The sequence below is a fragment of the Rhodopseudomonas parapalustris genome (genome assembly GCF_053772255.1).
Genome location: NZ_JAMKBZ010000035.1, coordinates 1 through 15,900 on the forward strand (window position 1 = coordinate 1; position 15,900 = coordinate 15,900).

General features: G+C 65.6%; 14 protein-coding genes. 4 read left to right on the forward strand and 10 right to left on the reverse strand.

From position 1 onward, the window contains the following. Together M9H71_RS22075 and M9H71_RS22080 are read right to left on the reverse strand one after the other, a co-directional pair. On the reverse strand, positions 1-581 hold a 581-nt coding region (locus M9H71_RS22075), incomplete at its 3' end, for a JAB domain-containing protein (protein ID WP_455407071.1). 99 nt (positions 582-680) lie between these two features. After that, on the reverse strand, positions 681-923 hold the full coding sequence (locus M9H71_RS22080) for a hypothetical protein (protein WP_455407029.1): 243 nt from the start codon (positions 921-923) through the stop codon (positions 681-683). A gap of 108 nt (positions 924-1,031) precedes the next feature. Here M9H71_RS22080 and ku point away from each other — a divergent pair, with 108 nt between their 5' ends. Continuing rightward, positions 1,032-2,024 carry a non-homologous end joining protein Ku gene (ku, locus tag M9H71_RS22085; protein WP_455407030.1) on the forward strand — a complete coding sequence of 331 codons (993 nt, stop codon included), beginning with the start codon at positions 1,032-1,034 and terminating at the stop codon, positions 2,022-2,024. 274 nt (positions 2,025-2,298) lie between these two features. Here ku and M9H71_RS22090 read toward each other — a convergent pair whose 3' ends face one another. Further along, the gene (locus M9H71_RS22090; protein ID WP_455407031.1) at positions 2,299-3,126 is read right to left on the reverse strand and encodes a helix-turn-helix transcriptional regulator; all 828 of its coding nucleotides are present in this window, start codon (positions 3,124-3,126) and stop codon (positions 2,299-2,301) included. 98 nt (positions 3,127-3,224) lie between these two features. On the opposite strand from M9H71_RS22090, the gene M9H71_RS22095 reads away from it, so the two are divergent. Beyond that, entirely contained in the window at positions 3,225-4,130 is a 906-nt protein-coding gene (locus M9H71_RS22095; protein WP_455407032.1) for an SDR family oxidoreductase, read from the forward strand. Between the two features lie 117 nt (positions 4,131-4,247). Here the strand turns inward: M9H71_RS22095 and map are convergent, their stop codons facing one another. Next, the gene (gene map / locus M9H71_RS22100; RefSeq protein ID WP_455407033.1) at positions 4,248-5,072 is read right to left on the reverse strand and encodes a type I methionyl aminopeptidase; all 825 of its coding nucleotides are present in this window, start codon (positions 5,070-5,072) and stop codon (positions 4,248-4,250) included. A 204-nt stretch (positions 5,073-5,276) separates the two neighbouring features. Here map and M9H71_RS22105 point away from each other — a divergent pair, with 204 nt between their 5' ends. Continuing rightward, entirely contained in the window at positions 5,277-7,070 is a 1,794-nt protein-coding gene (locus M9H71_RS22105) for a potassium/proton antiporter (protein ID WP_455407034.1), read from the forward strand. Positions 7,071-7,091: 21 nt separating this feature from the next. On the opposite strand, the gene mepA is transcribed toward M9H71_RS22105, so the two are convergent. Continuing rightward, entirely contained in the window at positions 7,092-8,054 is a 963-nt protein-coding gene (gene mepA / locus M9H71_RS22110; protein ID WP_455407035.1) for a penicillin-insensitive murein endopeptidase, read from the reverse strand. 378 nt (positions 8,055-8,432) lie between these two features. Between mepA and M9H71_RS22115 the strand changes: the two genes are divergently transcribed. Continuing rightward, the gene (locus M9H71_RS22115) at positions 8,433-10,667 is read left to right on the forward strand and encodes a putative bifunctional diguanylate cyclase/phosphodiesterase (protein WP_455407036.1); all 2,235 of its coding nucleotides are present in this window, start codon (positions 8,433-8,435) and stop codon (positions 10,665-10,667) included. Positions 10,668-10,682: 15 nt separating this feature from the next. Here M9H71_RS22115 and M9H71_RS22120 read toward each other — a convergent pair whose 3' ends face one another. From M9H71_RS22120 to M9H71_RS22140, 5 genes are all read right to left on the reverse strand, one after another. Continuing rightward, the gene (locus M9H71_RS22120) at positions 10,683-12,440 is read right to left on the reverse strand and encodes an alkaline phosphatase (protein ID WP_455407037.1); all 1,758 of its coding nucleotides are present in this window, start codon (positions 12,438-12,440) and stop codon (positions 10,683-10,685) included. A gap of 152 nt (positions 12,441-12,592) precedes the next feature. Then, the gene (gene argG / locus M9H71_RS22125) at positions 12,593-13,930 is read right to left on the reverse strand and encodes an argininosuccinate synthase (protein WP_455407038.1); all 1,338 of its coding nucleotides are present in this window, start codon (positions 13,928-13,930) and stop codon (positions 12,593-12,595) included. Between the two features lie 100 nt (positions 13,931-14,030). Beyond that, the gene (locus tag M9H71_RS22130; RefSeq protein ID WP_455407039.1) at positions 14,031-14,810 is read right to left on the reverse strand and encodes a phosphatase PAP2 family protein; all 780 of its coding nucleotides are present in this window, start codon (positions 14,808-14,810) and stop codon (positions 14,031-14,033) included. Continuing rightward, a complete protein-coding gene (locus M9H71_RS22135; RefSeq protein ID WP_455407040.1) occupies positions 14,807-15,307 on the reverse strand; it encodes a hypothetical protein in 501 nt (166 codons plus the stop codon). Before M9H71_RS22135 ends, M9H71_RS22130 begins: the two co-directional genes overlap by 4 nt. After that, positions 15,307-15,900, reverse strand: a complete 594-nt coding sequence (locus tag M9H71_RS22140; RefSeq protein WP_230766810.1) for an HD domain-containing protein — start codon at positions 15,898-15,900, stop codon at positions 15,307-15,309. The genes M9H71_RS22135 and M9H71_RS22140 overlap by 1 nt, the downstream gene beginning before the upstream one ends.

Below are 15,900 nucleotides of genomic sequence, written 5' to 3' on the forward strand. Positions count from 1 at the left end.
CAATGAGTGGGGTGGTTGTGCACCATGATCACCGCGGTCGCCGACAGCTCCAGTCCGCGTTTGACGATTTCCCGCGGGTACACCGGCGTGTGGTCCACGGTGCCGACCTGCTGCAATTCGTCGGCGATGAGCTGGTTGCGCTTGTCGAGAAACAGAATCCGAAACTGCTCCTTGTCGGCGAACGCCATGGTGGTGCGGCAATAGTCGATCACCGCCGACCACGACGACAGCACGGTGCGCTGCTTGACCTGTCCCTTGGTCACCCGCGCCGCTGCGGCGGCGATCAGCTTGATTTCGATAATTGCAGCCTCGCCGAGACCGCTGACTTCGCGCAACCGCTCGGCGGGCGCATGCACAGCCTCGGCGAACGAGCCGAACCGGTTGACCAAGGCTTTCGCCAGCGGTTTGACGTCGCGCCGCGGCAGCGCCCGAAACAACACCAGTTCGAGCAGCTCGTAGTCGGTCAGCGCCTCGGCTCCGGCATCGCGGAACCGCTCGCGCAGCCGTTCGCGATGGCCGTGATAATGCGGCGCCTCGGCAAATTCCGTCTGCTGTGATCGCTCGGCGTTGTCTGTCGGCATGTCCATGGCCGTGCATTTGATGCTACCACAACCATGCCGTGCCGGGCGGCATTTGCAACCCGAATCCGGCCCTTATTTCGGGCGCTTAACAGTTCTGGATCAGTCGGCGCTCGGCAGCCGGCGCATCGTGAATTCGATGGTGTCGCCTGGCAATTCGCGCCAGCTCTCGACGCCGCTCATATAGGCCGCCTTCGGCCACGCCTCGAGAAACGCCTTTGCCTTGGCGCGCGCGGCCGGCCTGGGCAGCACGAAGGTCTCGCGCAGAAAGCCGTCGGCCGGCGTGCTGCGCCGCGCCATCCGCGTCGCAAGATCGCGCGGCAAGTCCCGGGGACGATCGACCATGGCGGTGGCTCCGCTGACGCTCCTCGACACTCAAGATAGTCGGTCCGGGGAACGAATCCGAGTCCTTCCGGCTTTGAGTCCGGTTCGAGTAGCAGTGGAGTATGCGTCATGGCCCCGCGCGCCAACTGGAAGGGTTTTCTGAGGTTGTCTCTGGTGACCTGCCCGGTAGCGCTCTACCCGGCCACGTCGGACTCCGAGAAAATCAGCTTCAACCAGATCAACCGGGCCACCGGCCACCGGATCAAATATCTGAAGGTCGATGCCGAGACCGGCGACGAGGTGCCGGCCGACGGGATTATGAAGGGCTACAAGGTCGATACCGACAGCTATATCGAGATCACCAAAGACGAACTCGACAATCTTGCGCTCGAATCGACCCGCACCATCGAAATCGATCAGTTCGTGCCGCGCGCGGAGATCGACGATCTGTATCTGGTCCGCCCTTATTATGTGGTGCCGGACGGCAAGGTCGGCCACGATGCCTATGCGGTGATCCGCGAAACCATCCGCAGCATGGACAAGGTGGCGCTGGCGCGGGTGGTGCTGACCAATCGCGAGCATGTCATCGCGTTGGAGGCGCGCGACAAAGGTCTGGTTGGAATGCTGCTGCGCTATCCCTACGAGGTGCGCGAGGCCGGCGATTATTTTGACGACATCCAGGACGTCAAGATCACCAAGGACATGCTGGATCTCGCCAAGCATATCGTCGAGCAGAAGTCCGGCCACTTCCAGCCGGATCTGTTCGAAGATCACTACGAAAGCGCGCTCACCGAACTGATCGACAGCAAGATGGCCGGCCAGCCGGTCATGCCGCAGGCTCGTGCGCGCGGTGACAACGTCGTCGACCTGATGGATGCGCTGCGCAAGAGCCTCGGCGAAAGCGGCAAGTCTGCGCCGGCTGCTGCGCCCAAGAGCTCGGCTGCGGACAAGCCCGCCGCCGCAAAACCTGCGAAGGCCAAGAGGCGCAAGACGGCCGCCGGTCAAAAGGAAATGCTGCTTCCGATCTCCGGGCAGGGTGCCGGCAAGGCGAAGGAAGAACCGGCAAAGGGAAAGAAGTCGGCGCGGAGCGTGGCGGGTAGTAAAGCAAGAAAGGCCAGTTAGTTCACCACAGCCTCAGCGCCCGCGTCGCCCTCACCGCGCCCCTCTCCCGCTTGCGGGAGAGGGGCGCGCCGTGCATGGGAAGAGGATGACGGCTTTTTCCATACCTTGTTTGCCAGGACCGATGCCAGAGGATGTATTCCTTAACCCCGCCGGCAGCCGGCTCCCTCTCCCGCTTGCGGGAGAGGGCTGGGGTGAGGGCTGACGCGAGCACTGAGTGACTCCCGAGCGTGAGTGCGACGCGGTCGGCTGCTAACAGCCGGTTGCTAGCTCTCCCTCACTTCGCCAGGATTAGCTCCCGTACCTTCTCGGCCACAGCCGGCGTCGCCGGATTGTAGACGATCATGCCGAGTTCGGGGCGGCCTTCGACTGCGAAGGACGAGAATTCGAAGTCGAGCGGGCCGGCTTCGGGATGATGTATGCACTTGATACCCTCACCGTGGGCGACGATGTCGTTGTCTTGCCACAGCTCAGCGAACTCCGGACTCATCCGGCACAGTTCTTCGACGAGGCCGAAGACTTCGTCACTGCCGCTGGCGCCGGCCCGCGCGACATCGGCGCGGAAGGCGCCGACCACGAACCGCGCGATGGCGCTCCAATCCTCGCGCCGGACGCGCTTGCGGCCGCCGCCGAACATCAGGCGCAAGATGTTGCGTTGGCCGGGCTCTAGCTTGGAGTAATCGGTGAGCAGCGCCGCTGCAGCCCTGTTCCAGCCGACCACATCCCAGGTCGCGGTCTTGATGATGGCCGGGCTCCATTCCAGCGCATCAAGCACGCGCTGCAGCCGCGGCGTGATGCCTTCGGCTGGCCTGTAGCGCACCTCGGGCGGACGGCCGAGGGCGAGCATGAACAGATGCTCGCGCTCCGGCTCGGTCAGCATCAGCCCCTTGGCGATGCGGTCAAGCACAGCGGCCGACGGCGCGCCGCCGCGGCCCTGTTCGAGCCAGGTATACCAGGTGGCGCTGATATTGGCGCGCTGCGCCACCTCCTCGCGCCGCAAACCTGGCGTTCGCCGCCGCCCGGTCGCGAAACCGAAAGCGGTGGGGTCGAGCCTGGTGCGGCGGCTGCGCAGGTACGCACCGAGCGCGTTCGGTTGATCGGCCACGGGCAATCCTATTGAGAGCTATACCAGGATAACGTCACGACTTTAACCGGGTGAGACATACCGCCAAATTCGCCGCCGACCAAATCGGAGGTATCTTGATGCGTGTTTTCCTCACTGGCGCGACCGGCTTCATCGGCTCCCGCGTTCTCAGACAGTTGCTCGGCGCTGGCCACCAGGTGATCGGACTGACGCGGTCCGAGTCCGGCGAGCGCTGGCTCGCCGAAGCCGGGGCCGGCGTCCATCGCGGGACGCTCGACGACCCCGCCAGCGTCGCTCGCGGCGCCGAACAGGCCGACGCCGTGATCCACACGGCGTTCGACCACGAGTTCTCGCGCTACGTCGAAAATTGCGAGAAAGACCGCCGCGTCATCGGAGCGATGGCGCAGGTGCTGGCCGGTTCGAACCGCCCGCTGATCATCACCTCGGCCACGGCGATGGGCGCCACCGGGCCGGGACAGCCGGCCGTCGAACAGGCGGTCGACTGGGACCACCCGCTGCCGCGCGTCGCCAGCGAACAGGCCGGCCGCGACGCCGCCGACAAAGGTGTGTCGGTCGCGGTGGTGCGGTTGCCCCAGGTGCACGATCCGGAGAGGCAGGGCCTGATCTCGCCGCTGATCGCGATCAGCCGCGCCAAGGGCCTGTCGGCCTATGTGGGCGACGGAACGAACCGTTGGTCAGCCGCCCATGTCGACGACGTCGCGCGGCTGTATCGGCTCGCGCTCGACCATCACGAGCCCGGCGCGCGTTATCATGCGGTCGCCGAGGAGGGCATCAGCCTGCGCCTGATCGCCGAAACCATCGGCACCGGACTCGGCGTCCCGGTCCGCTCGCTCGCCCCGGACGCGGTCGGCGATCACTTCGGCTGGATGAGCCCTTTCATGGCTATCGACATGCAGGCGTCGAGCGCCTGGACTCGCGAGCGGCTGAACTGGACGCCGTCGGGTCCGGACCTGATCAGTGATTTGAAGGCGATGGATTACGGACGGGCTGCTGCAGCGAGTTAGTCAGCAAGCATAGGTTGGACAAAGCGAAGCGTGCCCACCGGCTCGCGGAACGCGGTACTCAACGAGCCATTCCGGGTTCGCGCTTGGCGGCGCGCCCCGGAATGACGGCTGATCCGCTCAGCTCTGGAACGGCGGCTTGTCGAGGCCCTTGGGAGAGGCGGTGAAGATTTCGCAGCCGTCTTCGGTGACGCCGATCGAGTGTTCGAACTGCGCCGACAGTGAACGGTCGCGGGTCACCGCGGTCCAGCCGTCGGACAGGATCTTCACATAGGGTTTGCCGAGATTGATCATCGGCTCGATGGTGAAGAACATGCCGGGCTTGAGTACCGCGCCTTGCCCCGGGCTGCCGACATGGATGATGTTCGGCTCGTCGTGGAACAGCCGGCCGAGGCCGTGCCCGCAGAAATCGCGCACCACGCTCATCTGCTGCGGCTCGACGAAGCTCTGGATGGCGTAGCCGATGTCGCCGGTGGTGGCGCCCGGCTTCACCGCCGCGATGCCGCGCAGCAGCGACTCGTAGGTGACGTCGATCAGCCGCTCGGCTTTGCGGGCGATCGGCCCGACCGGATACATCCGGCTGGAATCGCCATACCAGCCGTCGAGGATCATGGTCACGTCGACATTGACGATGTCGCCTTCCTTCAGCGGCCGGTCGCCCGGCATGCCGTGGCAGACAACGTGATTGAGCGAGGTGCAGGTCGAGTAGCGGTAGCCGCGATACATCAAAGTCGCCGGATAGGCGCCGTGGCTGAAGGCGAACTCGCGCACGAAGTCGTCGATCTTCGAGGTCGGAACCCCCGGTTTGACAATGTCGACCAGCTCATCGAGGCAGCGCGCCACCAATTGGCCGGCCTTGCGCATCCCGGCAAAGCCGGCGGGGCCGTGCAGCTTGATCTGCCCGGTCTTGCGCTGGGCGGTTTCGGTGGCGTCGACGTAGCTCATGCGGACCAGTCTTTTGAGGAAGCGGGTGATTTGACGCCAATCTAGTGATCGCGGCCCGTCGCAGCAAGCGCGGGCGCCGGCCGTCTGCGTCGCCTCCCGGACATGGCCGCGGTGAGGCGGCCCCGGCCGCAATGCTCTCTTGGCGACGCAATCCGGCAACGTTAAGGATGAACACGCACACCCTCACCAAATCGCAGAGAGGCAATGGAGTCCCTCGACTCGGTCAGCATCGCCATTCTGCTCGGCTCGGTCCTGGTGATGGCGGGAATCCTGTCGAGCCTGTTGGCTCTGCGGTTCGGTGCGCCGCTGCTGCTGGTGTTCCTGGTCATCGGCATTTTGGCCGGAGATTCCGGCCCCGGTGGGCTCAATTTTAACGATCTCGGCAGCACGTACCTCGTCGGCTCGGTGGCGCTGGCGCTGATCCTGTTCGACGGCGGCCTGAAAACGCGATTCTCCAGCATCAAGGCGGTGCTGGCGCCGTCGATGGGGCTGGCCACTTTCGGCGTGTTGCTGACGGCGCTGCTCACCGCGCCGGTGGCGAAATACATGCTCGATCTGAGCTGGGTCGAGGCGCTGCTGGCCGGTGCCGTCGTCGCCTCGACCGACGCGGCAGCGGTGTTTCTGCTGGTGCACGCCCAGGGACTGCGACTGCGTCCACGCGTCGGCGCCACGCTGGAGGTCGAATCCGGCACCAACGATCCGTTCGCGGTGTTCCTCACCCTGATGCTGGTCGAGCTGATCACCCGTGGTGAAAGCTCGATCCTGCATGTGCTGATCGAGTTCGTTCGCGAGGCCGCGCTCGGTGCGATCATCGGCGTGGTCGGTGGCCGTGTCGTGGTGATGGCGCTGAACCGGGTGGCGCTGCCGCAAGGTCTGCACGCGCCGTTCGTCACGACCGCCGCACTGGTGGTATTCGGCGCCGCGCAGATATCGCACGCGTCGGGATTTCTCGCGGTGTATCTGGCCGGCATGATCATCGGCAATCAGCCGACTCGCGCCCATAATTCGGTCGTGGCATTTCTCGATGCCGCCACTTGGCTGGCGCAGATCGTGATGTTCGTCCTGCTCGGCCTTCTGGTCTCGCCGCAGCGGCTGATGGGCAGCATCGGGCCGGCGGTGGTGATCGCGCTGGCGCTGATGCTGGTGGCACGCCCGATCGCGGTGTTCATCTGCCTCGCGCCGTTTCGGTTCAATTGGCGGGAGCGGCTGTTCATCGCCTGGGTCGGTCTGCGCGGCGCGGTCGCGATCTTTCTGGCGTCGATCCCGATGCTGGTCGGGCTGTCGAAAGCTTACTTGTATTTCGACGTCGCGTTCGTGGTGGTGCTGATTTCCCTGATGCTGCAGGGCTGGACCTTGGCGCCGGCCGCCCGCAAGCTGCACGTCGCGCTGCCGCGTACCGATCGCGGTCCGCGGCGCATCGAGCTGGATCTGCCCGGCCAGCTCGAACAACAGCTCGTCGGCTATGCGGTGCGGCCGAAGAGCCTTTATCTGAAGCGTGGTTTGATCCCGTCCTGGTCCAAACCGACGCTGGTGATCCGCGACGAACGGATTCTCACCCCGGAAGAAGCCGAGCCGATCACTCCCGGCGACTACATCTATCTCCTGGCGCCGCCGGAGAAGGCCGCGGCGCTCGACCGCTTCTTCGTCGACATGCCGCCTTCGGCCGCGCCGGACCCGCATCTGCTCGGCGATTTCATCGTGCCAGGCGAGACATCGCTCGGCGATCTCGCCGCTACCTACGGGATCAGCGTGACGCCCGGCCAGGAGGCGCTGACGCTGGCCGATTACTTCGACATCTATCTCGACCAGGCGCCGATCGTCGGTGCGACACTGCCGCTGGATTCGATCGTGCTGGTGGCGCGCAGCCTCGGCGGCGGCCGGGTCAATGTGGTCGGCCTGCGATTGCCCGAAGATGACGACGAGGCGCCCCCGCCGACCCGGCTCGCCAAAGTGAAGACCAAGCTGTCCGAGGTCTGGTCGTTGCTCGCCGGCGTTTAGCTGCAGCGTTCTCGAACGACCTCAGTCCGGTTTCTTGTCGGGCGCGGCGAGCACCGCCCGGCATTCCGCCGGCAGCTCCGACAGCGTGAGCTGGTGGCGCGGCTTCGGCGGCTTGGTCGGCGGCTTCGGATGCAGCACTGCGTCGCTGAACCAATAGGCGAAGTCGGAGACGCTGCAGCCTTCGCCGGCCGGCGGCTCCGGCTGAGACACGCAACCCTCCAAGCCGGGCGGACAGCTCAGCCGGATGTGGAAGTGGTAATCGTGGCCGTACATCGGCCGCACCTTGTGCAGCCAGGTACGATCGCCTTTCGCCTCTCGGCACAACGCCTTCTTGATCGCCGCGTTGACGAAGATCCGCTCCACCGCCGGCTCGCTGGCCGCGGCGCGGATCACCTTCCAATGCGTCGAGGTCCAGGCTGAGGGTTCGATATCGAGCCGGTCGCGGCGCACCATCATCACCGCCGACATCTCCTCGCGCTCGTTGCGCGACAGCCTCCGGTTCGGCATCGGGGTCAGCCAGATGTCGGCGTCGAGCCCGACCTGATGGCTGGCGTGTCCGGTCAGCATCGGCCCGCCGCGGGGCTGCGACATGTCGCCGACCAGGATACCGGGCCAGCCGGCCTGCATATGGGCCCGCTCGGCGACGCGCTCGATCAGTCGGACCGTGTCGGGCAGCGCCCAGTTCCGGTTGCGCGACAGCCGCATCACCTGCCAGGTCGGGCCGTTGATCGGGAGTGCCTCGCCGCCCGCCATGCAGCCCTTGGCGTAGAACCCGACCGGTTGCGGCGGCATCGCGGCCGGCCGCAGCTTGCCGGCGAACAATTCGCGCGCCGCAAGATGCGGATCGTTGGGATTTGCCAGCGGCGGCAGCGGCTTTGGATCGAGCGTGCCCTTGTCCTGAGCCTCGGCGGTCACCACCAACAGGCTCATCGTCGCCAGCAGCGTGGCGAGCCACTTCGGAGCATCAAGAATCGCACGGCGCATAGAGGCACTATACCGCACGGGGCGCTCGCCCGTGCCGAGGATCGAGCCGGCTGCGACGAACCGGCCGCGCGCGCTCGTGGGGTCTGGTTCGGCATGCATTTAAGGCTCTGCTAACCCTCTCCAATTCTGGCGCAATTTGGGGCGCTCGTGCCCCGCCCGCACATCGCTTAGGCAACGACCGGCCAAACCGGCTGAAAATCCTGTGATTGGGTCCCTCGACGGTCTACCCGCACCGTAGGGTTGCGCCGGAACTGCCTGTCTCGCGGGCAGGTTGGAATCGCCCGCATTTCGCGCGGCTGCGACATCCTTGCGGTTATACAATTTTTTCAGACACTTATTGCACAACAAGGGCGTCATTTGCGTGGTGAGGCGTGGTGAATGCCGCAAGTCCGGCTGAAAAAGAAGAAGACGGCTCCAAACCGTCCGGCCACCGGAGGCAACAAGCGTCGGTGCCATGCGTCCGCACCAAAGCTGACGTCGAAATCGCGGCGATCACCGAAGCCTGACGAGACGGTCGATCGGGAGCATGCGGTCGAGGCCGCGCTCGAAGAGGCGCGGCGGTCGCACGCCCGGCTGCGCGAGGCGATCGACATTCTTCCGCAGGGCATCGTCTTTCTGGATGCGGACGGACGCTACATTCTCTGGAACAAGCGCTACGCCGAGATCTACAAGGCCAGCGCCGATCAGTTCGAGCCCGGCGCGCGAATTCAGGACACGATGCGAATCGGCATCGCGCGCGGCGACTATCCAGAGGCGATCGGCCACGAAGAAGAATGGATCGCCGAACGGCTGCATCGGATGTTCAATCCGGGTCCGAGCCACGAGCAGGTGCTGGCCGACGGTCGTTGCATCCAGATCGAAGAGCGCACCACTTCCGACGGCGGCATCATCGGTCTGCGCGTCGACATCACCGAGCTGAAGCAGCGCGAAGCGTCGTTCCGGCTGATGTTCGACAGCAATCCGGTGCCGATGATCGTCTGTGAGCTGAACGACGAACGCATCCTCGCGGTCAACGACGCCGCGGTCGAGCATTACGGCTACTCGCCCACCGAATTCGCTTCGCTGAACATTCGCCGGCTGCAGGCTTTCGACACCGAGCTGCCATGGGCCGGCGATCGCACCCGCGAGGAACGCGCGGCCAAGACCTGGAAACACGTCAAGGCCGACGGCTCGCTGATCGACCTGGCGATCTACTCGCGGCAGCTCACCTACAACGGCGAGCCGGCGGTGCTGCTGGCGCTGATGGACATTACCGAACGCAAGCGCGCCGAGATGCGGCTCGCCTTCATGGCGCATCACGACGGGCTCACCGGGCTGCCGAACCGCAATTCGCTCCGCAAGCGGCTGGACGAGCTGTTGATCCAGACCCGCCGCACCGGCGAGAAGATCGCGGTGCTGTTCGTGGGCATCGATAATTTCAAGGCCATCAACGATACGCTGGGCCATGCCGTCGGCGACAAGCTGCTGCGTGGCGTTGCCCGCCGGTTGCGCTCGACGCTGCGCGAGGAAGATCCGCTGGCGCGGCTAAATTCCGACGAATTCGCGGTGGTCCAGACGGGTATCAAGCGGTCTGAAGACATCGTTCTGCTCGCCAAACGGCTGCTGCATGCGATCGCCGAACCGTATCTGCTGCAGGGCCACTCGGTGGTAGTCGGCGCGAGTATCGGCATTGCCGTGGCGCCGGGCGACGGCGACGATTCCGAGAAACTGCTGATGAACGCCGACATGGCGCTGTCGCGCGCCAAGAAGGACACCCGCGGCACTTTCAGCTTCTTCGAAGTCGGGATGGACGCGCGCGCCCAGGCTCGCCGCAAGATCGAGACCGATCTGCGCGCAGCGCTACAGCACGAGGTGCTGCGCCCGTATTATCAGCCGCTGGTCCGGCTCGCCGACGGCCGGATCACCGGCAGCGAAGCGCTGGTGCGCTGGCCGCATCCGGAGCGCGGCATGATTTCGCCCGCCGAGTTCATTCCGGTCGCCGAAGACACCGGCCTGATCAACGCGATCGGCGCGCAGATCTTGCGATCTGCCTGTATGGACGCTGCGCACTGGCCCGACGACGTCCGCGTCGCCGTCAATCTGTCGCCGCTGCAATTCCGTGTCGGCAATCTGCTCTCGGTCGTGATGGACGCGCTGAAGCAATCCGGCCTGCCGCCGCGGCGGCTCGAGCTGGAGATCACCGAGACCCTGCTGCTCGAAAAGAGCAGCCAGGTGCTGGCGACGCTGCATGCGCTGCGCGCGCTCGGGGTGCGGATCTCGATGGACGATTTCGGCACCGGCTATTCGTCGCTGAGCTACTTGCGCAGCTTCCCGTTCGACAAGATCAAGATCGATCAGTCGTTCGTTCGCGGGCTGTGCGACAATCGTGAATCCCAGGCGATCGTGCGCTCGATCATTAGCCTCGGCAACGGCCTCGGCGTCACCATCACGGCCGAGGGCGTCGAGAACGAGGCGGAGCTGAGCTGGCTGAGGGCCGAAGGCTGCCAGGAAGCGCAGGGGTTCCTGTTCAGCCAGGCCCGGCCGAACGTTGAAATTGCCGGGCTGCTGGATCTGCAGCAGAGCGGCGCATCGGCCGGTGCACAATTCGCGATGGGGTCGGCGCGGGTCGCGTAAGTTCCGTGCGGCCTGTTACTGTGTGTCGGCGCCGAGCCCGAGCGCGTCAGCCATCACCCGGAATACGTCGGTGTTTTCCATCGAGCCGTGGACGCGGTCGCTGCCGGGACCGGCGGCGGTCAGGATCACATCCTCGCCGGAATGCACGCTGGCGTTCATCATCGCCGGCAGATTGCCGATCCGCAGCACCGCACCCGGCACGCCCTTGTACTTGTCGTTGGCCTTGAAGGTGCCGGGTTTGTCGCCGGCCTCGGTGGGCTGGTTCGGGCCGTCGAGCTTCGGCCGCAGCGTCTCGTAGTGATCCGGCAGGCTGGCCGAGAAGATCGCCAGGCGCCGGCTGACATCGACGCGGTCCGGATAGCCGTCCGCATCGGGCGCTGGATAGTTCGGGAATCCGGCGCGGTCGTAGACGCCGATCCGCTCGCGCAGCGGCACGTCGTCGCCCTCGGCGAGATCGTCGCGCACGGTGCCGACCAGCGCGTTGGGATGGTTGTGATCGGCCACCACCAGGATCAGCGTGTCGTCGCCCCGCGCCTTGGCCCAGTCGCGGGTCTGGCGCACCGCGTTGTCGAGCATGATGGTGTCATAGACGGCGCGCTCCATGTCGAGCGCATGGGCGTACTTGTCGATCAGCCCGGATTCGACCATCAGGAAGAAGCCGGCCTCATTCTTCGACAGCACGTCGAGAGCGACCGCGACCTGCCGGGTCAGATCGGGCTGGTCAGGATTCTTGGCGACGCCGCCGCCTTTGAGAAAACGGCGGTCGAGCACGCCGTCCATATTGCCCGGCGCGAACAGGCCGAGCAGTTTTTCCGGACCGCTTTTCCTCACGGCCTCCAGCTCGGTCGCGTTGCTGGCGACCGAGTAGCCGGCGTCGCGGAATTTCGCCAGGTAATCGACATCGTCCTTGCGTTTGCCACCGGCGCTCTTCGGCAGGAAGTAAGCGGCTCCGCCACCCATCAGGACGTCCGGCTGCGCCGCATAGAACTGTGCGACGATGGCGTCGTAGGCGGCGCGGCGGCGGGTATGGGCGATCACCGCGGCGGGGGTGGCATCCTCGACTTCTGTATTGGTGACGATGCCGATCGCCAGGCCGCGCGTGCGATTGGCGAGCGAGGCCAGCGTCTCGACCTTGGGATCGTCGAGCGGGTCCGGGGTGCGGTCGGCATAGACGCCCATCGCGTTGACGGCGGCCTTGTGTCCGGTCGCATAGGCGCTTGCCGCATTGGCCGAATCGGTGATGATCGAATCGCTGCCCGCGGTCGACACCAGCGCCATCTGCGGCATGTCGTCGATCGCCAGCTTGCCGAGCGCGCGGCCCTGCTGGATGCCTTTCGACAGCAGCCGCGCCGCGACCCGGTGCGCCGGCGACAGGCCGTCGCCGATGAACAGGATGACGTTCTTGGCCTTGCGCGGCCCGGTGTCGTAGACGGTCCAACTCACGCTGCGCCGCGCCGTGCCTTCGCCGGCTTCGATGGTGTAGCGGCCGGGCTTGTTCAGCGTCACGTCGCGCAACAGCAGCGCCGAGTGCGGTTGCCCCGCCTCACGCGCGATCAGTTCCGGGGCCTTGCCGAACACCGACGCGGCGTCGGCGCCATTGACCGTGAGCGTCGCCTTGTCGGCCGCGACCTCGCCGGCAAACTCGACTTTGAGATCGAACTTCGCGCCGGCCAGAATCTCGGCGCGATCGATCGGATAGATCGTCTGGGCTGAAGCGGCAGAAACAACAAACAGCGACGCCAACGCCGCCGCGACAACATGCCTGATCATCATCACGGTCCTGATTGATGCGCGGGACCGTAGGAGCGGCAAATGACGGTTGGATGACAAAGGCGCGAGGCGGTGGCCGCATCGCTGGATGACGCGGAAGCGTCATTCCGGGTTCGCGAGCTGCGCTCGCGCCCCGGAATGACGGTGAGCTGCTATCAGCCCTTGTCGTTTTCCAGCTGCGGGATCGGGGTGCCTTCGCCGGACGACAGCAGGCCGGTCTTGGCGTAGAGGCCGAGCTTGGCGCGGGTGTCGGTGATGTCGAGGTTGCGCATGGTGAGCTGGCCGATGCGGTCGGCCGGAGTGAACGGCGCGTCCTCGACCTTCTCCATGCTCAGCCGCTCCGGCGCGTAGGTCAGGTTCGGGCTGACGGTGTTGAGGATCGAATAGTCGTTGCCGCGGCGCAGTTCGAGCGTCACCTCGCCGGTGACGGCGCGGGCGACCCAGCGCTGCGCGGTCTCGCGCAGCATCAGGGCCTGCGAGTCGAACCAGCGGCCCTGATACAAGAGCCGGCCGAGCTTCATGCCGTTGATGCGGTATTGCTCGATGGTGTCTTCGTTGTGAATTCCGGTGACGAGCCGCTCATAGGCGATGTGCAGCAGCGCCATGCCGGGTGCTTCATAGATGCCGCGGCTCTTGGCCTCGATGATGCGGTTCTCGATCTGGTCGCTCATGCCGAGGCCATGGCGGCCGCCGATGGCATTGGCTTCGTAGAACATCGCGACCGGATCAGTGAAGGTCTGGCCGTTGAGCGCGACCGGCTGGCCTTCCTCGAACCGCACCGTGACGGTTTCGGCCTTCACCGCGCAGTCGTCGCGCCAGAACGGCACGCCCATGATCGGAACGACGATCTTGATGCCCGAGTCGAGGTGTTCGAGATCCTTGGCCTCGTGGGTGGCGCCGAGCAGATTGCTGTCGGTCGAATACGCCTTCTCGGCGCTCATCTTGTAGGCGAAGCCGTGGGCGGTCATGAACGCCGACATCTCGGCGCGGCCGCCGAGCTCGTCGATGAACTGCTGGTCCAGCCAGGGCTTGTAGATCCGCAAGGCCGGATTGGTCAGCAGGCCGTAGCGATAGAACCGCTCGATGTCGTTGCCCTTGTAGGTCGAGCCGTCGCCCCAGATGTTGACGCCGTCTTCCTTCATCGCCGACACCAGCATGGTGCCGGTGACGGCGCGGCCGAGCGGGGTGGTGTTGAAATAGGCGATGCCGCCGGTCGAGACGTGGAAGGCGCCGGCCTGGATCGCCGCGATGCCCTCGTGCACCAGCTGGGTGCGGCAATCGACCAGCCGGGCCTTCTCGGCGCCGAACTCCATCGCCTTGCGCGGGATCGCGTCGTAGTCGGCCTCGTCGGGCTGGCCGAGATTGGCCGTATAGGCGAACACCTTGGCGCCCTTCTGCTTCATCCACAGCAGCGCCGCGCTGGTATCGAGACCCCCTGAGAAAGCGATGCCGACGTTTTCGCCCTTGGGCAGGCTTTTCAAGATCGTAGTCATTGGAAGTCCCAATTGGTTGAAGCAGTTGCGGTTGCTGGGCGAATATCAAACTTCGCGGCCAGCGGCACGCGTTTAATCGCGGCGAAAAGGCGGATGCGGCTCAGGCTGCCGGCGCCGGGCCGATGTCCTGGCCGCGCCATTTCTTCAGCCGCAGCCGGTACAGCGGCCAGAACGCCCGGGTCAGCGCGGCGTCGATCGCCTCGTCCGAGGTCCGGCTCCAGGCCCAGCGGTAGATCAGTGCGTAAAGCAGCCAGATCACCAGGAAGGTGACGAGGCCGGCGATGGCGACGTCGGTAAAGAAATGTCCGCCGAATGCCATCCGCAGGCCGCTGGTGACGGTGCCGAAAACGAAGGCGGCAGCATAGGCGTAAGGCCGTACCGAAGGCGGGGTCAGCGCAGCCGGCGCAAAGGTCCAATAGGCGGTGGCGCCCTCGCCGGAGAAGAACGAGCAGTTCTTCGGGCAGGCGCCGGAATTGTCCCACCATGCCTTGAACTGCCAGGGCCCGTTGAATTCGGTCACCGCGGCCGGCCGCGGCCGGCCCCAATGGCTCTTGAAGGTCATGTTGGTGAGCACGCCCGCCGACAGCGTGATGCTGATCAGCAGAAACGCCACCGTGCGGCCCGGCATCACCAGCGGCCGGTCGGGGCGGATCATCTTGTAGACCAGCGCGAAGATCGAAGGTGCCGCGATCGCCCAGGCGATCCACATCGCGAGGTCGCGGGCGAACTCAAGATCCGCCACCGAGCGCAGCGGGAAAGTCTTGGCGGCGGGGTCGTAGAACAGGCCGGCGAGCCAAAGATCGAGCCCCGGAAACAGCCCGAGCGTCAGCCCGATGACGGCGAACAGCGCCAGCGCGATGAGAAGTCCGTTACGGTTCATGGCGCGCGATTTACCGGAGGCGGTTCGGGTTGGGAAGGCGGCAAGGGCGCGCGCCGGCGCGGCGGATCGCGCCAGACGCCGGCGTTGCGGCCGGCGATCAGCCAATACACCATGCCGCCGACGATGCCGGCCCCGGTCATGATTTCGAGGTGGCGGCGGATGATGCCGTCGAAATGCAGCGTCGCCGGATCGAACGGCACCAGGCCGAGATAGCACGCCACCCCGACCAGCGCGCCGCCGATCGCATAGGCCAGCGCGCTGCGGATCGAGAACGCCTCGGTGATCAGCACCACCAACAGCGCCGGCAGCAGCGCGAAGCCGGACACGAAGATGAAGCCGAAGCCCATGATGATGTTGAGGGCGTCGGGGTCGATCGGCCCGTCGGCGATCTGGCTGAGCTCCGGAAACAGCAGCATCCCGACCACCACCATACCGGCGGCGATCGAGGCGAACAGAAAGCCGATCGCGATCACGAACAGGCGGCCGATCAACGCCATCAGCGGGTCGCTCCGGAAGATTGCTGCGCCGCCATCCGCGCCCTGGTGTCGGTATCGAGCACGGCGCGGATCGTTCCGAGCAGCGGGTGCACCGCGGTCTGCTTGGTGCCGTAGTCGAGGTTGAATGCGTAGTCGAACTCGGCCGGGTTGAGACCCTGCGTGTGCTGCAGGATGGTCTCGAGCTTATCGAGCCCCTTGGCGAGCCGGCCTTCAGGCGAGGCTCCGGTCTCGTAGTCGTGCCACAACCCCAAAATCTCGGCGCGGCGTTTGTCGTCGAGCGGCTGCGTCAGAGTTTCGATATCGGCGCGCTCCCGTGCAGCTCTGTCGTCGCCCTCGACTTGAGCCACGGCCGGCACGTCGCCGTGCAGGGCTTCGCCAAGATCGTGGACGATGCAGATCTTCAACAGGCGCGCGACATCGATGTCGCCGAGCCCGTCGGCCAGCAGCATCGCCATCAGGCACAGACGCCAGGTGTGTTCGGCGGTGCTCTCGGGGCGGCCGGTGGACGTGTACCCGCTGCGGATCACGCTTTTGAGGCGTTCGGCTTCGCGCAGGAAGGCGAGCACGCCTTTGATCTCGTCGGCGGGCAGCAT